Here is a 19057-nt window from a genome sequence, read left to right on the forward strand (position 1 = left end):
CGACGAGAGCGTCAGGAGACGAGCAGCTCCGCCGGTCGAGAGGCGGCGTAGCCGACGAGCGGCAGTGCACGGTCGGCGGCGAGGTCGATGCGCGCGCGGAGCACGTCGGACGCGATCACATAGCCGTCGAAGTCGGTGTCGCTGGCGTAGACGCCGAGCGGCAGCGTGAGTGCCTGGAAGAAGGCGAACAGCGGCCGCAGCTGATGCTCGATGATCAGCGCGTGGCGCTCGCCGCCTCCGGTCGCCGCGAGCAGCACCGGCTTGCCGACGAGCTCGTACTGGCCGACGAAGTCGAACAGATGCTTGAACAGTCCGGTGAAGGACGCACGGTAGACGGGGCTGCCCACGATCAGCAGGTCGGACGCCTCGATGGCCACGAGCTTCTCCTCGACGCTCGCCGGCAGCTGGTCACGACGGAGTGCCCCCGCGAGCGATGGACCGATGTCGGTGAGCTCGATGACCTCGATCTCGACCTCGGCGCGCTCGGCGATCGCCCCGGCGATCGCACGGACGAGTGCCGTGGTCTTGCTGGGCTCGTGCAGAGAGCCGGAGACGGCGACGACGCGGTAGGGAGCAGTCATGCCGTTGACGCTACTCACGACGACGCCCCGTGTCGCGCAAAGCGACACGGGGCGTCATCTGTCGAAACGGGGCGCCTCAGTTCACGTCGTCGGGGTGCGAGCCGACACGGCCCGAGCCGTCGAGCGGGTCGAGCGCGTCGATCTTCGCGATCTCGGCATCCGTCAGCTCGAAGCCGAACACGTCGAGGTTCTCGCGCAGGCGCTCGGCCCGCACCGACTTCGGGAAGACGATGAACCCCTTCTGCAGGTGCCAGCGCAGCACCGCCTGAGCGGGGGTGACGTCGTGCGCGGCTGCCGCCTCGGCGATCGCCGGCGTGCCGAACAGGTCGTACTTGCCCTGGCCGAGCGGGCCCCACGACTCGATGCGGATGCCGTGCTCGGTCGCCCAGTCGACGACATCGCGCTGCTGGTAGGCCGGGTGCAGTTCGATCTGGTTGACCGCCGGGGTCACGCCCGTCTCGTTCACCACACGCTCGAGGTGCGGCACGAGGAAGTTCGAGACGCCGATGCTGCGCGTGAGGCCGGCGTCGCGCAGCTCGATGAGCTTGGCGAACGCGTGCACGTAGTCGTCCTTGGCCGGGGTGGGCCAGTGCACGAGGTAGAGGTCGACGTTCTCGAGTCCGAGCTTCTCGAGGCTCTCGGCGATGGCCGCACGCGGCTCCTCGCCGTGGTGACGGTCGTTCCAGAGCTTCGTGGTGATGAACAGCTCGTCGCGGGCGATGCCGGAGGCGGCGATGGCCGCGCCGACGCCCTCTTCGTTGCCGTAGATGGCGGCCGTGTCGATGTGGCGGTAGCCGATCTCGAGCGCCTCGCTCACGGCGCGCTCGGTCTCGTCGGCCGGCACCTTGAACACCCCGTAGCCGAGCTGCGGGATGGAATGGCCGTCGTTCAGTTCGAGTGCAGGAATCGTCATGGTTCCACCCTACGACCGGTGATGACAGGTGGCTCAGGGGAAACGGCGGCCATCCTCGTCGCAGCCCATCCGACGAGCCGCTCGAGCGGCCCTCGACCGAACAGGATCGACCACAGAGACGTGGCGAGAAGGAGCGCGATCGCGGTGGCGGCCCAGAAGGCGTTGCTCGAGAAGAAACCTCCGGGTCCTGCGATCAGCGCGACCGACACGACGTGCACGCTGTAGGCCGACAGCGGCATAGACCCCAGCGCCCCCAGCGGAAGGAGCAGGGCGCGCAGCGGCCCGCTGAGCAGCACGCACAGCGCGATGACCGACAGAGCGAACCCGCCCGAGCCCAGGATCTCGGCCGTCCCGCCAGAGTGCGGGTCGACAGCGAAGATCGCTCGGACGACGGCGCCACCAGGATCGGCCGCGGCCAGAGCATCGGGGTACGTGTCCCATCCCGATGCCCCCTCTCCGCCTGTCATCCACGAGGAGGATCTGATGCCGGCGACACCCCCGACGAGGCCGAGCCCGTAGCCGACGAACATGAGCCCCACGCCGACGCCGAACATGATCGCCGCTGTCTCGAGCTTCTCGACGTGCAGGCGCCCGAGAGCCATGCCGGCGAAGACGAACGCGAGCCACGCCGTGATCGGATACGAGCCGTAGAGCACGAGGCTGATGCCCGCTCCGGTGGGGTTCAGCGTGAACGCGGCCAGCAGCGCGAGCACGGCCGGCGCGGCGAGTGCCAGGATGCCGGCGGCGATCAGCAGCTTCCACGGCTGCCACCGGAGGAACGGGATGACGGCCACGTAGAGAAGTCCGTAGATCGTGAGGATCACCGCGATCGGCGTGTTCAGCATCTCGAGGGCCAGCCCGATCATGAAGATCACCGCGCCACGACCGACCAGCTGCAGGCGGATGCTCGGCATCCGCTCCGGCTCCGGGATCGTGCTGCGTCCCGTCATCAGGGCGATCGAGATGCCGGCGAGCACCGCGAACAGGATCGATGAGCGCCCGTTGACCAGATCGGTCCACGTCGACAGGTCCGACGGATCGAACGCCTCCGTCTCACCGATGTGCGCACCCGCCATGCCGAGGATCGCCAGACCTCGCGCCACGTCGAGCCCGAGGATGCGGGGAGCGCGCCCGAACTCGCGGAACCACCGCGTTGCGGGGAGGGGCTTCGACACAGTGCTCACGGATGAATCGTACGATGGGAGTTCTATGCCTTCCCCTGTGATCTTCTATCCTCCCGAGCTGCCCGTCAGCGCTGCGCGGGACGAGATCGCCGACGCCATCCGCGACAACCAGGTCGTCATCGTCGCCGGTGCCACGGGTTCGGGCAAGACGACCCAGCTGCCGAAGATCTGCCTCGACCTCGGGCGCGAGCGGATCGCGCACACTCAGCCCCGTCGCCTCGCCGCCCGCACGATCGCCGAGCGCGTCGCCGAGGAGCTGCAGGTCGAACTCGGCACCCTCGTCGGCTACAAGGTGCGCTTCACCGACAAGGTGTCAGACGAGACGCGCATCGCGCTGATGACCGACGGAATCCTGCTCAACGAGATCCACCGCGACAGGCTGCTGCGCCGCTACGACACGATCATCATCGACGAGGCGCACGAGCGCTCGCTCAACGTCGACTTCCTGCTCGGCTACCTGGTGCGGATCCTCCCCGAACGCCCCGATCTCAAGGTGATCATCACCTCGGCGACGATCGACCCCGAGAGCTTCGCCCGGCACTTCGCCTCGCCTGACGGCGTGCCTGCACCGGTCATCGAGGTGTCGGGGCGCACCTTCCCCGTCGAGATCCGTTATCGCGCCCAGACGGAGGACGCTTCGGCGGGCTCGGCAGCCCGGGAGGCGGAGGCCGATGAGGTCACCGCGATCGTCGCGGCGCTGCGCGAACTCGACCGCGAGGAACCCGGTGACGTGCTCGTGTTCCTGCCGGGCGAGGCCGAGATCAGGGACGCGGCGGATGCCGTGCGCGGCGCCTACTCGAAGGACCGCTCCCCCACCGAGGTGCTGCCGCTCTACGGCCGCCTGTCGGCCGCCGAGCAGCATCGGGTGTTCGAGAAGAGCCGCGTCGCCGGGGTGCGCCGCCGCGTCGTGCTCGCCACGAACGTCGCAGAGACCAGCCTCACGGTTCCCGGCATCCGCTATGTGATCGACACCGGCACCGCGCGCATCTCGCGGTACAGCAACCGCTCGAAGGTGCAGCGGCTGCCGATCGAGGCGATCTCGCAGGCCTCCGCGAACCAGCGTTCCGGACGTGCCGGTCGCACGAGCGACGGCATCGCGATCCGGCTGTACAGCGAAGAGGACTTCGAGAGTCGACCGGAGTTCACCGAACCGGAGATCCTGCGCACCTCGCTCGCCTCCGTCATCCTGCAGATGCTGTCGCTCGGCTTCGGCGACATCACCGCCTTCCCGTTCCTCACCCCGCCCGACTCCCGCGGCGTGAAGGCCGCGGTCGACCTGCTCACCGAACTCGGCGCCGTGAGCGGAAGCGGCGACACCCCTCGCCTGACCCGCATCGGCCGCAACATCTCGCGCATCCCGATCGATCCCCGCTTCGCCCGCATGCTCATCGAGGCCGGACGGCCCGGCGGGGCCGACGTCACGCGCGACGTGCTCGCGATCGTCGCGGGCATGTCGATCCAGGACGTGCGCGAGCGTCCCTCGCAGGAGGCGCCGCAGAGCGTGCGCGACGAGGCCGACCGCATGCACGCGCGGTTCGCCGACCCGACGAGCGACTTCCTCTCGATCCTGAACCTCTGGAACCACCTGAGAGAGCAGCAGCGCGAGCTCGGCTCGAGCGCGTTCCGCCGACTCTGCCGCTCGGAGCACCTGAACTACGTGCGGGTGCGCGAATGGTTCGACGTGCACCGTCAGCTGCGGTCGCTGGTGAAGGAGAAGGACGCCCGAGGCACCGGCACCGCTGATCCGGACGCGATCCACCGCGCCCTGCTCGCCGGTCTGCTGTCGCAGATCGGGATCCTCGACGAGCGCAACACGCCCAGCCGGGGACAGACCAAGACTCCGGCGAAGGATGCGAAGCGCCGTCAGGCCGAGTATCGCGGCGCCCGCGGCATCCGCTTCTCGATCTTCCCCGGCTCGGCGCTGCGCAAGAAGGCGCCGCAGGCGGTCATGGCCGCCGAGATCGTCGAGACATCGCGCACCTATGCCCGCACGGTCGCCGCGATCGATCCGGCCTGGGCCGAGGCACTCGCCGGTGACCTCGCGAAGCGCCAGGTCACCGAGCCCCACTGGTCGAAGGATGCAGGGGCGGCTGTCGCCTACGAGAAGGTGACGCTGTTCGGGGTCGAGATCATCCCCCGCCGCCGCGTGCAGTTCGCCCGCATCGACCGGGCGGCCTCGCGTGAGATGTTCGTGCGGCACGCGCTCGTCGAAGGCGAGTGGGACCCGACGCGCATCGACAAGCGGGTCAGCGCGTTCTGGCGCAGCAACGCCGAGCTGCGCAAGCGTCTCGAGAAGCTCGAGGAGCGCGAACGCCGCCGCGACATCCTCGCGGGCGACGAGGCGGTCTTCCGCTTCTACGACGAGCGCATCCCCGCCGACGTCTTCGACGTGCGCTCGTTCGAGAAATGGTGGCGCGAGACGCTGGCCGCCACGCCGAAGCTGCTCGTGATGCGCGAGGCCGACCTGCTCGACGACGAGAGCCGGGCGGATCAGAGCGAGTTCCCCACGCGATGGACCCAGGGTGACCAGGTGCTCGGGCTCGCCTACCGCTTCGAGCCGGGAGCCCCCGACGACGGCGTGAGCGTCGTCATCCCGCTCCCCCTGCTCGCGCAGATCGAGGACAGGGGCTTCGACTGGCAGGTGCCCGGCCTCCGCGCCGAGCTCGTCACGGGTCTGCTCCGTGCGCTGCCCAAGGCGATCCGCCGTCACGTGGTTCCCGCCGCCGACTGGGCCGACAAGTTCGGCGCCGAGCTCGCCGGAGACGGGCCCGAGTCGCACGGCGGCCTCCCGAACCGCACGCTGAAGGAGGCGCTCGCTCGCCTCATCCAGCCCCTCGCGAATCAGCTCGTGTCGGCTGCCGACTTCGAGGACGACCGGGTGCCCGCGCACCTGCGCATGAACTTCCGCGCCGTCGATGAGCGCGGACGCGTCGCAGGATCGAACCGCGACCTCAGCACACTGCAGGCGGAGCTCGCCGATCGGGCCCGCAGCAGCGTGGCCCGCTCGATCGCGGCGCCGCCCCGCCGACCGGGGCCGTCGAAGGGTCCGCAGCCGGCCGCGGCTGCCTCCGCCTCCATCGAGCAGGACGGCCTGACCGCCTGGACGTTCGGCGACCTGCCCGAGGTGCTCGACACCCGGGTCGCCGGTGGTGTGGTGCGCGGGTACCCCGCGATCGTCGATCAGGGCAAGACCGTCTCGGTGCGGGTCGAATCGACGGCGGATGCTGCGAGCGCGGCCACCCGGGCCGGCGTGCGGCGCCTCGTGCTGCTCGGCGTGCCCTCACCCTCGTCGTATGTGCAGCAGCACCTCACGAGCCAGGAGAAGCTCGCACTGGCCGCGTCGCCGTATCAGTCCGCAGCCGCCCTCATCGAGGACTGCCGCGCGGCCGTGGTGCAGAGCGCGATCGACCGGCTGGCGCCCGGGGGCATCGTGCGCACCCGGGCCGAGTTCGAGCGCGTGCGCGACGCCGTCTCGGCATTGCTCGTCGACGAGCTCTTCGCCTGCGTCTCGCTCGTCGCTCGCATCCTCACCAAGGCGCGTGACGTCGAGCGCGGCATCAAGTCGCAGAACTCACTCGCTCTGCTGGGGCCGCTCAACGACATCCGCACTCAGCTCTCGGGGCTGCTGCATCTCGGGTTCGTCTCTGCGGCGGGCGTCGACCGCCTCGCGCACTTCCCCCGCTACCTCGACGGCATGCTCGACCGGCTGAAGACCCTGGCGAACGAACCGGGCAAGGACCGCACGCGCATGAGCGAGTTCGAGCGCATGGCGAAGGTGTTCGAGGATGCCGGAGGGACGATCCCGCTCGAGCCCGGCGCCCCCGCTGCGCTCGTCGAGACCCGCTGGCTGCTCGAGGAGTATCGCGTGAGCGTGTTCGCACAGCGGCTCGGCACCGCGCAGCCCGTCTCGCCACAGCGCATCATGAAAGTGCTGGCATCCCGGGGGTAGCCTGAGGACATGGCTCGCGCGATCGTCTACACAGAGTTCGGTTCCCCTGATGTGCTGCACCTGATCGAGATCCCCGATCCGATCGCGCTGAGCGGCGAAGCCGTGGTGCGCATCGAGGCGGCAGGGGCCAACCCGATCGATGCCAAGCTGCGCAGCGCGAAGCGCCCCTCGCCGCCGATCACCGAGCCGCGTGCTGTCGGGTTCGACGGCGCCGGGGTGATCGAGTCGCTCGGCGACGACGTCGACGACTTCGCGGTGGGTGACCGCGTCGCGATCCGCGACACCCTCGGCACCTACTCGAGCATGCTCGCCGTGCCGGTCGAGAAGCTCGTTGCGCTGCCCGACTCGGTCACCGCCGCGGAGGGGGCCGGCATCGGCATCCCCGCCGGCACCGCCTACCAGGCGCTCCGCTCGCTCGACGTCACGGCGGGCGACGTGCTGCTCGTGCACGGCGGCTCCGGCTCGGTCGGCCAGGCGGCAGTGCAGTTCGCGGTCGCCTGGGGTGCCACCGTGATCGCCACGGCCAGCCCCGCGCGGCACGATCAGCTGCGCGAACTCGGCGCGACCCCGGTCGCCTACGGCGACGGCCTGCTCGAGCGCGTGCGCGAGGCCGCACCGGACGGCGTGACCGTCGCGCTCGACTGTGCAGGCACCGATGAGGCCATCGAGGTGTCCCTCGAACTCGTCGCCGACCGCGACCGCATCGCGACGATCGTGCGCGGACCGGACGCCGCATCCTTCGGCATCCGCGCCTTCTCGGGCGGCTCGCCTGAGCCGCTCACCGAGCAGGAGCTCGCGTGGCGGGCCGAGGCCCTGGGCGCGACCGTCGAGCTGCTCGCGACCGGAGACTTCGTCATCGAGCTCGGGCCCGAGCTGCCGCTCACCGAAGCGGCGCAGGCCCATGAGCTCATGGAGTCCGGCGCCGCCTCGGGCAAGATCGTGTTGATCCCGTAGAGCCTCAGGACCAGACGCGCGCGGCCGTGTCGGCTGTGGCCATGGAGATGGAATTCGCGGTGATCAGCCGGCGCGTGGCTTCGGCCAGGAGCGCCTTCATGCTCTCGATCGCGGTGGACCACTGCTGTTGGGCGCGCTCGTAGGCTCGCTGCGCCTCGCCGTCCCATGCAGACGTCAACAGCGCGACCTCAGAATCGAGGACGTCGAGTTCGTGCTCGAACGTTTTTACAGTGAGCGCGAGCTCGGCGACCGTCTGTGCCACGGCGTCGTGACGGACGGAGACCCTCACCGGAGCTCCGAGAGTTCGTTCGAGAGATCCAGCTCTCGAAGCACGTAGGGCTGCGAGACGGCATCAGTGAGGTAGTACGTGTAGAAGATCGCTGCGGCTTCGTCGGCGGTGAAGATCTCGTTCGAGAACACTCGAACCGCGCGGTCGTCGCTGATGGGGATGAGAGTGGTCGTGGCCTCTGCGGGCTCGGGTCGTCCGACCGTGTACAGGTGGCTCTCGCCATCGGGGCCGGGGAGCCGCACTTCCACGGTCATCGCATCAGCCGAGCCCGCAGCCTGCATGAATGAGTCGTTCGCCCCGTCGCGGAACCCGGCGATGCTCCCAGGGTCTGCACCCCGCCAGATTATGTAGGTGTACTTCTCTCGGCCATCGAGGTGGCCAATCATTAGTCGCAAGTGGTCGGGGATGGGTCGTCTGTGGTCGTCGAACCACCCCATCAAACCGCTTGGCGAGCTCTGCGCAAATGGTCCGTACTTTGTCATGGCACAACCACCGTCTCTACCTTCGTGACGAGAATCTCTTCCCCTTCGAGAACACCTCGAGCGGGGGTGCCGCCGTTGACGGCATCATCAAACTGTCGTTGAGTACTGCCGGGCCTCGAGTACGCCTCGAACGCGGACCCGGACTTCACCTCGATCGCCGTATAAGAATTCGGACCGTCGTCGTTCTTCTCCAAGCCGTCATAGTATCGACCGCTCTGGGGCGAGCCGTCGTAGTCGACTTTCACCTTTGTTCGAATCACATCAGCGTTGTTTTCCTTCGCGTACATCTCGAGCCCGATCCTCTCTTTGTCCACCCACAACGGATCGTTCTGCCCCTTGGCGAAATGCCCGAGGTAGTCGCGGCCATCGCCGCGATCAAGACCCTTGATCCGACCACTGACACCGTGACTCTCGGTGAGCCACCGCCCCGCAGCGTCGCCCACCATCATCGCGCCCGCTCCGGCGACACCGACTCCGGCGACGACGAGCGCGGGAGAGCCTGCCAGTGCACCGACACCGGTGACAGTGATCGCACCGCCTCCGGCCGCAACGGCAGCACCGCCGACCATCATCGCAGCGCCGCCGAGGAGTTCGAGGATGATGTCGGGGTGTTCCCACAGCGTCTGGGCGGAGATCGCGAGCATGTCCATCGTCGCCTGAAACGGCTGGACGACAGCGAGGTTGAAGATCACCTCGGTCATCGCGTGCTGTGCCTGTGTCGCGGCTTCCGCGTCGGTCAGCGGCATTCGAGCCGCATCCGCAGCCTCGTCCAACCGGATCGCGCAATCGCGCGCATAGACCTCGAGCGTCGCCCGGGCGTTGAACAAGACCTCGCGTGCCTCGTCGTGTGCAGGACCAGAAGGATCGACGAAAGGAACGTCGATTTCGGGATGCCGCAGTCCCTGACCGATCCGTAACTCGCGCAGGTGAGCGCGGTGGGCGATCAACGCCGCGGCACCCTGCTGTTCCGCTTCGTTCCACAGGGTGATCGCACGGTCGGCTTCGTCCTGCGCCCACTGGAGTGCGTCGGCCCAGGTGAACAATGCGCTCGCCCCCGCACGGAGCCAGTCCCCGGCACGCTTCCAGTGCAGCAGCTGGCGCTCGAACCGTTCGAGGTATGCGTCGTAGGCGGCGCCTTTCCATGTGCCGTCGTCGTCCAACGTGGCGAGGTCATCGCGCACTCGGGTCGCTTCGGCGCTGCGGGCCTTCCATGCTTCCGCCGTCGCCCTCACGTCGGACACGGACCCGGGCACGAGGTCGATGGCCGACTGGGTCTGCCCCAGCTCCATCAGTCGCCCCAGATCATCGCGTCGACTTCAGCTTTCGCCGCGTCGGTGCCCTCGTCGAAGACGCGCGCGGTCGTGCCCAACCTGTCAGCGAAGTCCTCGGTGTCGGTCACGCGGTCGGAGAGTCCGTCGGACCACGCGGTGCTGAAACCCGCCGCCGCCGCGACCACCCACTCGTGTCCGGCATCACCGGGATTCGTCACCTCCGACGACCTCAGTTCTCCGACGGTTCGACGTGCCTTCGACGCCATCGCCCTCAGTACATCGGTGTCGACGTCGTAGGACGTTCCGCCGCCAGTCGCCATGCGTCGACGTTAGCAAGCGATACGTAGTCATATGGGGACGAACAGGAGTATGCCGATACTCTCGCCAAGACGAAGAGCCCACCCCCGCCGGTGACGCGGCAGGGGTGGGCTGGTTCTGAGTTCTTGCCCGATTCAGGCGGGCGCCACCGGGCGGCCGATCGACAGCATCAGACGGTTCGCCCAGTTGAAGAACGCCGCTCCATGGATCACGTCGGCGATCTCGAGGTCGTCGAGTCCGGCCGCACGCAGACGGGCGATCTCGTCGGCGCCGAACGCGCTGGGGGTGTCGGTCAGCGCGACAGACGCGGCGACCACCGCGTTCCACCGTTCGCCGAGATCGGCATCCACGCCCTCGTCGAGCAGGCGATCGACGTCGTCGACGCGCTTGCTGTGGTGCGCCGCGAAGCGTGCGTGCACCGAGGCGCAGAACACGCACCCGTTGCGGCGGGAGGCGGCCGTCGCCGAGAGCTCGCGTTCGGCGCGAGGAAGCCCTTCAGCGGCGTTGTAGAAGATGTCCTTGTCGACGAGCGTGCGCGCCTTGAGCACCTCGGGGTCGCGCGCCAGCAGACGGAAGTAGTCGTTCTTCGCGCGCGAGGCGTCGACGAGCCCGTCATAGTGGCGCTCGGTCAGCTCCTCCTCGGCGAGCGGCGGGAGGTGAGGGGTCCAGCCGACCTCGGCACGGGTGAATGCCTCGGGGTGCGGTGCGATGTCGTGCAGCAGAGCGGTCATGCGGCGATTCCCTTCTGAAGTGCGGTCAGTCCTGTAATCACGCGCTGCTGGAACGCGAGGAACGACACCAGCTGCGACAGCGTCACGATGCCGTCGGCCGACCACCCCGCATCGACCAGCCGCTGGATGTGGTCAGCCGACGACTCCCGCGGGCGGAACACGAGCAGGTGCGTGTGCACGAGCGCGGCGGCCAGACGCTCGCCGAGTGCCCCGGAGACCTCGGCCGACGGCGTGTAGCGCTCGCCCTCGGTGTTCTCGGCCTGCAATCCCACCTCGGTGTACGAGCCGAACGGCCCGGTGACCGCGGCATCCGCTGCCTCCGCGATCACGACGGCCCCGCGCTGCGGGTCGACTGCCAGCGCCCGGTCGGCGTAGAACGTGCCCGTGGCATCCTCGTCACCGGCGAGGCGCGTGGCGAAGGCGGCGATCAGCTCGCGCTCGGCCTGCGACACCTCCTCCGTCGACACGGGCGCGAAGAGCGCGTCGAAGCTCGCTTGCAGCTGCTCCCTGGTGACGGGGCGACGGCGCCGCAGCGCATCGAGCTCGGGCGTCACCCCCACGATCTGGTCGACGATGTCGGTGGTCATGCCTTCTCCTTGATGGTGTCGGTGAGGGTGTAGCCGAGAGCCGGGGCGACCTGCTCGGCGAAGAGCTCGATCGAGCGCAGCACATGCGCGTGCGGCGCATCGACCGAGTGCACCTGGAACGCCACTTCGGTGGCCCTCGCGAGAGTCGCGTCGGCGGCGAGCGATTCGGCGACCTGCTCGGGGGTGCCGAGATGGGTGTCGAGCGCGACGATCAGCTCGTCGAGGTCGTCACCGGGGATCGTCTGCCCCTGACGCCGGAATCCCTCGGCGGCTCGGCGCAGACCGACCTCCGCGAAGCGCAGGGCCTCGGCGCGGTCATCCGCCACGAACACCGTGCGCGAGGCGGTGATGCGCGGAGCGATGCCGTCGGGCAGAGCGTCGAGGTATGCATCGATCACCGGATCCTGCAGTGCCGAGAGAGGTGCGTGCAGGTCATCGGCCGATCTCGGCTGAGTGCGAGAGAGCAGCAGGCCGTGCCCGTGGATGCCGGCGCGGTGACCGCCCGGCGACGAGAACGTGGCCTGCCAGATGCGGTCGGCGAGGCTGCCGGCATCCGGATAGAGAGTGTTGTCCGCGCCGATGTCACGCCCCGAGAGCGCGTCGAGGAGGAGGCGGAGCTTGTGGTCGTAGGTCGGCGCCTTGTCGCGCACGTCCTCGCCGAACGGAATGAACGAGGACGGCGTCCCGCCGCTTCCCAGTCCCAGATCGATGCGCCCGCCCGCGAGCAGATCGGCGACCACGGCATCCTCGGCGACGCGCACCGCATCTTCGAGCGGAAGCGTGACGACCCCGGTGCCGAGGCGGATGCGCGACGTCTGCGCCGCGACGTTCGCGAGGAACACGAGGGGCGAAGGGAGCCCGCCCTCTGCGGCGCGGAAGTGATGCTGCGCCACCCAGGCGCGACCGACGCCGTGGCGCTCGGCGTGCTGGATCTGCTCGGTCGCGAGCGCATACCGCTCGGCAGGTGGTGCGTCGTCGAGCAGACGTGTGAAGAAGGCGATCGTGGGTGCGGTCATGCGGGCTGCTCCGTTCGTCCCGGGACGGCTGCGAGCAGCTCCCTGGTGTACTCGTGCTGCGGGTCGTGGAAGAGGTCCTCGGTGTTGCCTTCCTCGACGATGCGGCCGCGGCGCATGACCGAGACCGTGTGGCTGATCCGACGCACGACGGCGAGGTCGTGCGAGATGAACAGGTACGTCAGCCCCAGTTCCGACTGCAGAGAGGTGAGCAGTTCGAGGATGCGCGCCTGCACTGTCACGTCGAGGGCCGACACCGCCTCATCGAGCACGACGATCTCGGGGTCGATGGCGAGCGCCCTCGCGATCGCCACCCGCTGGCGCTGACCGCCCGAGAGCTCACGCGGCGTGCGCCGGGCGACGTCGCTCGGCAGCGACACCCTGTCGAGCAGTGCCAGCGCGCGGTCATTGCGCTCGGCGCGCGACCCGACACCGAAGTTCTGCAATGGCTCGGCGATGATGTCGACGACCTGCTGCCGCGGGTCCAGCGAGGCGAACGGGTTCTGGTAGACGAGCTGGATGCGGCGGCGCAGGGCGCGCAGGCGCTGCCTCGAAAGGCCGGTGACATGTTCGCCGTCGATCTCGATCGCCCCGGCATCCGGCTGATGGAACCGCGTGATGAGGCGCGCGGTCGTGGTCTTGCCCGATCCCGATTCGCCGACCAGGGCGTGCGTCGTGCCCCGGCGCACCCGGAACGAGACATCGTCGACCGCACGGAAGCGCTCGCGTCGGGCGACCGCGAACTCCTTGACGAGTCCGGTCGCGGTGATCGCGAACGGGTTCTCGGCGGCCACCGCCGCGGCATCCCGCAGGAACGGCGGCGCCTCGGGCCGACGGAACCCGGTGACGAACGCCGGGGCATCGGCGAGCAGCTGTTTCGTGTAGCCGTCGGATGGGGACGCGAGCACCTTCTCGCTCGCGCCCTGCTCGACGATGCGCCCGTCCTTGAGCACCACCAGGCGCTGCGCACGGTCGGCGGCGACTCCGAGGTCGTGGGTGACGAGCAGGATACTCGTGCCTTCCTCGCGGCGCAGCTCGTCGAGCAGATCGAGCACCTTGCGCTGCACAGTGGCATCGAGCGCGCTGGTCGGCTCATCCGCGATCAGCAGGCGGGGGCGCAGGGCGATCGCGGATGCGATGAGCACCCGCTGCCGCATGCCGCCGGAGAGCTCGTGCGGATACTGGCGTACGCGCAGCTCCGGGTCGTCGATGCCGACCCGCTCGAGCAGCTCGATCGCCCGCGCCCGGCGCGAGCGACGGTCGCGGTGACCGTGCAGCTTCAGCACCTCCTCGACCTGCGCGCCGATCGTGCGCACGGGGTCGAGCGAAGTCACCGGATCCTGCGGGACGAGACCGATCTCGGGGCCGCGGATGCTGCGCAGGGCGCGATCCGTCCAGCCCGAGATGTCGAGGTCGCCGAGACGCACCGCGCCGCCTTCGACCCTGCCGCCTGGCGGCAGCAGACCCAGCAGGGCGTGCGCGGTGGTCGACTTGCCCGAGCCGGACTCCCCCACCAGCGCGAGTGCCTCCCCCTCGGCGATCTCGAACGAGACGCCGTGCACGACCTCGCGCCGCCCCTCTCGGGTGGCGTACGAGACCCTGAGGTCGTCGACGGCGAGAACGGTCATCGTGATCTCCTTCCGATGCGATGCGAGATGCGATTGGCGCTCAGCACGACCGCGACCACGACGAGACCGGGCAGAGCGGTCAGCCACCATGCGGTCGCTGTGTAGTTGCGCCCTTCGGCGATGAGCAGTCCCCATTCCGGTGTGGGCGGCGGAGCACCGTAGCCGAGGAAGCCGAGGGTCGAGATCGCCAGGATCGCGGTGCCGAACTGCAGTGCGGCGAGCGCCACGATCGGGGTGAGCGAGTTGGGCAGCACATGCCGGCGGAGCACCGTGAAGAAGGTGCCGCCGCTGCCGTACGCCGCCTCGACGTATTCGCTGCGGCGCACTCGTGCGACCTCAGATCGCATCAGACGGGCGAATGCCGCGACGCTGCCGAGCCCGACGGCGATCGCCGCGTTCACGGTGCCGAAGCCGAGCAGGATGATGACCGAGAGCGAGAGCAGCAGGCCGGGGATCGCCAGCAGCACATCGACCACGCGCATCAGGATGTCGTCGACGACACCGCCGACGGCCCCGGCGATCGCGCCGAGGATCGTGCCCAGCGCGAGGCCGAGGGTGACGGCGATGAGGGCGCCGGACAGCGAGTGCACGGACCCGTGCACGACGCGACCGAACAGGTCGCGCCCCAGGGTGTCGGTGCCGAACCAGTGCGCCGCGCTCGGCGGCAGCAGCTTGTCTGCCGGGGTGCCGGTGAGCGGGTCGCCCGGCGCGAAGACACCCGGGATCACCGCCCAGAGCACCGCGAGAGCCACCAGGGCGATGGCGAGGTAGAGATCCCAGGGTCGGGCCCCGAGACGTCGGGACCGTCTGCTCGGGGCGGATGCCGCGGCATCCTCGTGCGGGGGCTCGACGGCGGGGTCGGCGGATGCGGCGATGGCTGCGACGGTCATGCCGAGACTCCTGCCTTCGAGAGGGCGCGCTGACGGGGATCGATCAGCGGGGTGACGAGGTCGACGGCGAAGCTGATGAGCACGAAGCCGAGCGCCGACAGCAGCACGACGCCCTGCAGCACCGGGATGTCCTGGTTCGACACCGCCTGTTCGGTGAGCCTGCCGATGCCGGTGCGGCCGAACACGGTCTCGGTGACGACCGCACCGCCGACCAGCTCACCGAACAGCACGCCGGCGATCGTGAGCGTCGGCAGCGCCGCGTTGCGCGCGACCGAGCGGGTCAGGACCCACGACGGCGGCGCGCCCTTGGCGCGCACGACGGTGATGAAGGGCTGTGCCTGCACCTGGTCGATCGCCCGCACCAGCACCTGTGCGAGCGGCGCCGAGATCGGCACGGCGAGCGTGAGCACCGGCAGGATGAGCCCCGCGACCGGGTCGGCGCCGACGACCGGCACCCAGCCGAGGCCGAATGAGAAGACCTGGATGAGCAGGATGCCGAGCCAGAATACCGGCACGGCGACGAACAGACCCGGCACCTGGCGGATGCCGTCGCGCAGCCACGCGAACGGTGCGAGCGACGAGAGTCCTGCGACGAGCACCGCGATCAGCAGCGCCACCACGAGTCCGAGCGACGCGAGCAGCAGCGTCGACGGAAGTGCCTCGCCGAGCATGGTCAGCACCGGGGTGCCGAACTGCGTCGAGAAGCCGAAGTCGCCTCCGAGGAACCCGAGCCCCGCGTGCAGGTACTGCTGCCACCACGGCAGGTCAGTGCCGTAGGTGGCGCGGATCCCGTCGAGCTGCTCGGGCGACAGTCCGAGACTGGGGTCGGAGAACTTGATCAGGATCGCGTCGCCCGGCAGCAGCTGCAGCAGGAAGAAGGTGGCCGTGAAGGCCGCGATCAGCACGATCGCGGCCTGCCCGGCTCGTCGGAGGACGAAGTTCATCGATGCACCGTCGCTCAGGCTCAGTGCTCGGCGAGCCAGACGCCCGAGAAGGTGGGGCGACCGACCGACTCGAAGTCCACGCCGTGCACATAGGTCGCGGCGCCGTAGACCTGCGGCTCCTCGAACAGCGGGATGACGTACGCCTGCTCGGCGATGTAGTCCTGCACCGCCTGCGACGCCTCAGCGCGCTTCTCGGTGTCGGGCTCAGAGGCGACAGCCTCGAGCAGGGCGTCGAGCTCGGCGTCGTTCGAGATCAGCGCGTCACGGTTCTTCGTGTGGAACTGGCTCTTGATCACATCGAAGTCCGCGCGGCCGACCATCGAGTGGTAGAACCCGGTCTTCAGCGGGTCACGAGTGTCCTCGGCGTACGAACCGGCATCCGCCGGCTTGACCGTGAGCTCCACGCCCACCTTGGCGAGCTGCTGCGCGACGAGCTCGAGCGTCTGCTTCGAGAGCGGCTGCGGAGCGGCTTCGTACACGGTGATCGACAGACGCTCGCCGTCCTTCTCGCGGATGCCGTCTGATCCGGCCTCCCATCCGGCCTCATCGAGCAGCTCCTCGGCCTTCTCGGGGTCGTAGGCGTAGTGCTCCGACTCGTCCTTGTAGCCGAGCGCCTCCTGCGACAGCACGGACGTCGCGACCGGATAGTTCTCGGTGAACAGGGTGTCGACGACCTCCTGCGCGTCGACCGCAGCCACGAGCGCCTGGCGCACCGTGATGTCGGCGAGCAGCGGGTTCTCGGGCCGCAGCGAGATCGAGTTGTTCACTCCGCGGGTCTGCGGCGCATAGAGGGTGAAGCCCGCGCTCTCGACGCGGTCCTCGTCGAAGGCCTGCACGTAGCGCACGTAGTCGGCCTGACCGGCGAGCAGCGAGCCGATGCGCACCGAGTCCTCGGGGGTCACGAGCACGTGCACGGCGTCGACGTATGGGCGCCCCTGGTTCTCGGCGCTTTCGGGTGCCCACGCGTAGTCCTCGCGGGCGGTCAGGGTGAACTCGGTGCCGAGCTTCTCGTCGGTGACCGTGAAGGGCCCAGCGCCGACGATGGCCTCTGCGTTGCCCGCTCCGAAGTCCTCGATCGTTCCGTCGAGCGTCTCGGGCGAGAGGAGCCCGGAGTTGATGGTGGAGGTCGCCTGCAGGAAGCCGGGAGCAGGGGCCGAGAAGCGGAATGTGACGGTGTCGTCGTCGACGACCTCGCTCGAGGCGTAGTTGTTGATCGCCTCCGACACGGTGAGCCCGCGCTCGGGGTCGCCCAGACCGTAGGTGTCGAAGTTCTTCGCCACGGCCGCGGCATCGACCGGGGTGCCGTCGGAGAAAGTGACGTCCGGCTTGAGGGTGAACGTGTACTCGGTGGCGTCGTCGTTCACGGTCCAGTCCGACGCGACCCACGGCTCGATCTCGAGCGAGTCCGGGTTCTGCCAGGTGAGGCGCGCGGTGATGTTGTTGACCACGCCGCCGTTCGGATAGAACCCCGCCTGCGGCGGGTACAGGTTCGTGAACGTCTGGTGCTCGAGATACGTGAGCGTACCTCCGGTGACGGGGGCACCGGAGGCGTCCGACGCTCCCGAGGGCGCCGGCGACGAGGCGCACGCCGCGAGGCTCGCGGCGAGGACGAGCGGGAGCGCGACTGCTGCTGCGCGGATGAGACGGCGGGTCATGCGGTCCTCCTGAGAAGGGATGCTGTGGTTCGTGGTGTGCGGGTGATGGTCACGCTAGGGACTCTCCGAGCCCCGCCGCCAATGGAGTCGTCATGCACGGACGTGCCCTGTCACGAGGCGTCATGCCCGGTCACCCGGCGCAACGTGACGTAATGATCGGAGGGGGTCACCGGGTCGCGAGTGTTGCCGCAGCCCCGTCTCTACGACCGACGCCGACGCCGACGCCGAGACGGTCGCGCAGGGTGCCGGTGGCGCCGATGTCTGCGCGCCTGAGCAGGCCGCGGCGACGCAGCTCCGGGGCCGCAAGACGGGTGAACGCCTCGAACTGCGCCGGCTGGAAGGCCGAGAGCACGTTGAAACCGTCTGCGGCCCCCTCGTCGCGCCAGGCCTCGAAGTGGTCGGCGATCGCGGCGGCATCGCCGACCACGAAGGCGGCAGGCACGGCGTGCGCCGCCACCAGATGGCGCCAGGTGAGCGCAGCGGACCTGCCCTGTCCCGCGATGCGCACGCCCGCGATGCGCGTGAGCCGATCGATGAGCGCGGCACCGGCTTCGCCCAGTCGACGGGCCTCATCGGCGGACACCTCGTCGTCGAAACCGGCCGTGCGCAGCCGGTCGTCCGGCGCCACCCCGAAGGCATCGGCCAGAGCCGCGACCGATCGGTTCGCCGGGAAAGCCGTGCGCGACGGCTGATGCCCTTCGGCGAGGGGCACGAGGGCGAGCAGCCGCTCGACGATGCGGTGGGCCTCGGCATCCGAATCCGCGACGACGGGGAGCACCGGGGCGATCACCGCCAGAGTCTCCGGCGAGCGCCCGGCAGCGGCCGCGATGTCGCGCAGCTCACGACGGGTGGCGATCGCATCCGCGAGGTTCGGGGCGGCGATCAGAGCCAGGTCGGCCTCGGTGGCCGCGAGCGCGCGAGACCGCGGAGACGTCCCCGCGTGCACGATCGGGATCTGTCCCTGCGGCGGTCTGGCCACGTTCAGTGGCCCCGAGACCTGCACGTGCTCCCCGTGCAGGTCGGCGCCGCGGAGCCCGTCCGGGTCGATCAGCACGCCCCGTTCGGCATCCGCGATCCAGGCATCCTCACTCCACGAGTCCCACAGGCGTCGGAGTGCTGCGACGAACTCCTCGGCGCGGTCGTACCGGGTCTCGTTGTCGGCGTGCGCGTCTCGACCGTGGTTGCCCGCAGCGCGCGGCTCGGCTCCGGTGACGAGGTTGATGCCGGCGCGGCCCCGTGTCAGCACGTCGAGCGAGGCGAGTGAGCGAGCGGTCGCGTAGGGGTCTGCGTAGGTCGTGTTCACGGTGGCGATGAGGCCGATGCGCGACGTGACGCCGGCCAGGAACAGCACCGCGCTCACCGGGTCGATGCGCGCCAGCAGATACGGGTCGCGGAACTCGAGGTCGGGCCCGGTAGCCAGCCAATCGCCGAAGAACAGATAGTCGAGTCCGGCATCCTCTCCCTCGCGCGCGATGTGATGGAGGATGTCGGCATCCGACGAGGGATCCCGGTGCGCGCCCGGCTGGCGCCACCCCGACGGGTAGGCGCCGAGGGTGCGCACCATGGCGCCGATGATGAGCGGTTCGGTCATGCCCCGAAAGTACGAGCGCCCCGGGCGACCGCCAATCGCCGCGGAAGCTCGGAGACACGGAGCGCAATACGGCGACA

Annotated in this window: 17 protein-coding genes; 2 read left to right on the forward strand and 15 right to left on the reverse strand. The window is 69.4% G+C overall.

Annotated features, from left to right (window positions below; all coding sequences use genetic code 11):
- Nucleotides 1-11 precede the first annotated feature (11 nt).
- The 3 genes from msuE to FIV50_RS11965 all read right to left on the reverse strand — a co-directional run bounded on the left by msuE (nt 12) and on the right by FIV50_RS11965 (nt 2678).
- Complete coding sequence (gene msuE / locus FIV50_RS11955; protein ID WP_140037622.1) at nt 12-581, reverse strand: FMN reductase; 570 nt, start codon at nt 579-581, stop codon at nt 12-14.
- Between the two features lie 76 nt (nt 582-657).
- Entirely contained in the window at nt 658-1494 is an 837-nt protein-coding gene (locus FIV50_RS11960) for an aldo/keto reductase (RefSeq protein ID WP_140037623.1), read from the reverse strand.
- Nucleotides 1491-2678 carry a DUF1624 domain-containing protein gene (locus FIV50_RS11965; RefSeq protein WP_258184241.1) on the reverse strand — a complete coding sequence of 396 codons (1188 nt, stop codon included), beginning with the start codon at nt 2676-2678 and terminating at the stop codon, nt 1491-1493. Before FIV50_RS11965 ends, FIV50_RS11960 begins: the two co-directional genes overlap by 4 nt.
- 25 nt (nt 2679-2703) lie before the next feature.
- On the opposite strand from FIV50_RS11965, the gene hrpA reads away from it, so the two are divergent.
- Nucleotides 2704-6627 carry an ATP-dependent RNA helicase HrpA gene (gene hrpA / locus FIV50_RS11970; protein WP_140037624.1) on the forward strand — a complete coding sequence of 1308 codons (3924 nt, stop codon included), beginning with the start codon at nt 2704-2706 and terminating at the stop codon, nt 6625-6627.
- Between the two features lie 9 nt (nt 6628-6636).
- Nucleotides 6637-7581, forward strand: coding sequence for a quinone oxidoreductase family protein (locus FIV50_RS11975; protein ID WP_140037625.1), 945 nt, complete (start codon nt 6637-6639; stop codon nt 7579-7581).
- 4 nt (nt 7582-7585) lie between these two features.
- Here FIV50_RS11975 and FIV50_RS11980 read toward each other — a convergent pair whose 3' ends face one another.
- From FIV50_RS11980 to FIV50_RS12035, 12 genes are all read right to left on the reverse strand, one after another.
- Entirely contained in the window at nt 7586-7870 is a 285-nt protein-coding gene (locus FIV50_RS11980; RefSeq protein ID WP_140037626.1) for a WXG100 family type VII secretion target, read from the reverse strand.
- Nucleotides 7867-8124 carry a hypothetical protein gene (locus FIV50_RS11985; protein WP_140037627.1) on the reverse strand — a complete coding sequence of 86 codons (258 nt, stop codon included), beginning with the start codon at nt 8122-8124 and terminating at the stop codon, nt 7867-7869. Before FIV50_RS11985 ends, FIV50_RS11980 begins: the two co-directional genes overlap by 4 nt.
- Before the next feature lie 224 nt (nt 8125-8348).
- Nucleotides 8349-9641 carry a putative T7SS-secreted protein gene (locus tag FIV50_RS11990; protein ID WP_140037628.1) on the reverse strand — a complete coding sequence of 431 codons (1293 nt, stop codon included), beginning with the start codon at nt 9639-9641 and terminating at the stop codon, nt 8349-8351.
- Nucleotides 9641-9943, reverse strand: a complete 303-nt coding sequence (locus tag FIV50_RS11995; protein WP_140037629.1) for a hypothetical protein — start codon at nt 9941-9943, stop codon at nt 9641-9643. The genes FIV50_RS11990 and FIV50_RS11995 overlap by 1 nt, the downstream gene beginning before the upstream one ends.
- 132 nt (nt 9944-10075) lie before the next feature.
- Complete coding sequence (locus tag FIV50_RS12000) at nt 10076-10672, reverse strand: alkylhydroperoxidase domain protein (RefSeq protein WP_140037630.1); 597 nt, start codon at nt 10670-10672, stop codon at nt 10076-10078.
- Nucleotides 10669-11259, reverse strand: a complete 591-nt coding sequence (locus tag FIV50_RS12005; RefSeq protein WP_140037631.1) for a CMD domain protein — start codon at nt 11257-11259, stop codon at nt 10669-10671. Before FIV50_RS12005 ends, FIV50_RS12000 begins: the two co-directional genes overlap by 4 nt.
- Nucleotides 11256-12275, reverse strand: coding sequence for a putative FMN-dependent luciferase-like monooxygenase (locus FIV50_RS12010; protein ID WP_140037632.1), 1020 nt, complete (start codon nt 12273-12275; stop codon nt 11256-11258). The genes FIV50_RS12005 and FIV50_RS12010 overlap by 4 nt, the downstream gene beginning before the upstream one ends.
- Nucleotides 12272-13900 carry a dipeptide ABC transporter ATP-binding protein gene (locus tag FIV50_RS12015; protein ID WP_140037633.1) on the reverse strand — a complete coding sequence of 543 codons (1629 nt, stop codon included), beginning with the start codon at nt 13898-13900 and terminating at the stop codon, nt 12272-12274. Before FIV50_RS12015 ends, FIV50_RS12010 begins: the two co-directional genes overlap by 4 nt.
- Nucleotides 13897-14790, reverse strand: a complete 894-nt coding sequence (locus FIV50_RS12020; RefSeq protein WP_140037634.1) for an ABC transporter permease — start codon at nt 14788-14790, stop codon at nt 13897-13899. Before FIV50_RS12020 ends, FIV50_RS12015 begins: the two co-directional genes overlap by 4 nt.
- Nucleotides 14787-15734: an ABC transporter permease gene (locus FIV50_RS12025; protein ID WP_056373500.1), complete on the reverse strand. Its 948-nt coding sequence runs from the start codon at nt 15732-15734 to the stop codon at nt 14787-14789. The genes FIV50_RS12020 and FIV50_RS12025 overlap by 4 nt, the downstream gene beginning before the upstream one ends.
- A gap of 20 nt (nt 15735-15754) precedes the next feature.
- Nucleotides 15755-17389 carry a TIGR04028 family ABC transporter substrate-binding protein gene (locus FIV50_RS12030; protein WP_140037635.1) on the reverse strand — a complete coding sequence of 545 codons (1635 nt, stop codon included), beginning with the start codon at nt 17387-17389 and terminating at the stop codon, nt 15755-15757.
- Nucleotides 17390-17555: 166 nt separating this feature from the next.
- Nucleotides 17556-18980, reverse strand: coding sequence for an NtaA/DmoA family FMN-dependent monooxygenase (locus FIV50_RS12035; RefSeq protein WP_140037636.1), 1425 nt, complete (start codon nt 18978-18980; stop codon nt 17556-17558).
- Nucleotides 18981-19057: the final 77 nt, after the last annotated feature.

The organism is Microbacterium foliorum (genome assembly GCF_006385575.1).
Lineage (GTDB): Bacteria > Actinomycetota > Actinomycetes > Actinomycetales > Microbacteriaceae > Microbacterium > Microbacterium foliorum_B.

Coding starts and splice junctions, on each gene's coding strand:
- msuE (WP_140037622.1), bottom strand. CDS start 581: ATGACTGCTCCCTACCGCGTCGTCGCCGTCTCCGGCTCTCTGCACGAG.
- FIV50_RS11960 (WP_140037623.1), bottom strand. CDS start 1,494: ATGACGATTCCTGCACTCGAACTGAACGACGGCCATTCCATCCCGCAG.
- hrpA (WP_140037624.1), top strand. CDS start 2,704: ATGCCTTCCCCTGTGATCTTCTATCCTCCCGAGCTGCCCGTCAGCGCT.
- FIV50_RS11975 (WP_140037625.1), top strand. CDS start 6,637: ATGGCTCGCGCGATCGTCTACACAGAGTTCGGTTCCCCTGATGTGCTG.
- FIV50_RS11985 (WP_140037627.1), bottom strand. CDS start 8,124: ATGACCGTGGAAGTGCGGCTCCCCGGCCCCGATGGCGAGAGCCACCTG.
- FIV50_RS11990 (WP_140037628.1), bottom strand. CDS start 9,641: ATGGAGCTGGGGCAGACCCAGTCGGCCATCGACCTCGTGCCCGGGTCC.
- FIV50_RS11995 (WP_140037629.1), bottom strand. CDS start 9,943: ATGGCGACTGGCGGCGGAACGTCCTACGACGTCGACACCGATGTACTG.
- FIV50_RS12000 (WP_140037630.1), bottom strand. CDS start 10,672: ATGACCGCTCTGCTGCACGACATCGCACCGCACCCCGAGGCATTCACC.
- FIV50_RS12005 (WP_140037631.1), bottom strand. CDS start 11,259: ATGACCACCGACATCGTCGACCAGATCGTGGGGGTGACGCCCGAGCTC.
- FIV50_RS12010 (WP_140037632.1), bottom strand. CDS start 12,275: ATGACCGCACCCACGATCGCCTTCTTCACACGTCTGCTCGACGACGCA.
- FIV50_RS12015 (WP_140037633.1), bottom strand. CDS start 13,900: ATGACCGTTCTCGCCGTCGACGACCTCAGGGTCTCGTACGCCACCCGA.
- FIV50_RS12020 (WP_140037634.1), bottom strand. CDS start 14,790: ATGACCGTCGCAGCCATCGCCGCATCCGCCGACCCCGCCGTCGAGCCC.
- FIV50_RS12025 (WP_056373500.1), bottom strand. CDS start 15,734: ATGAACTTCGTCCTCCGACGAGCCGGGCAGGCCGCGATCGTGCTGATC.
- FIV50_RS12030 (WP_140037635.1), bottom strand. CDS start 17,389: ATGACCCGCCGTCTCATCCGCGCAGCAGCAGTCGCGCTCCCGCTCGTC.
- FIV50_RS12035 (WP_140037636.1), bottom strand. CDS start 18,980: ATGACCGAACCGCTCATCATCGGCGCCATGGTGCGCACCCTCGGCGCC.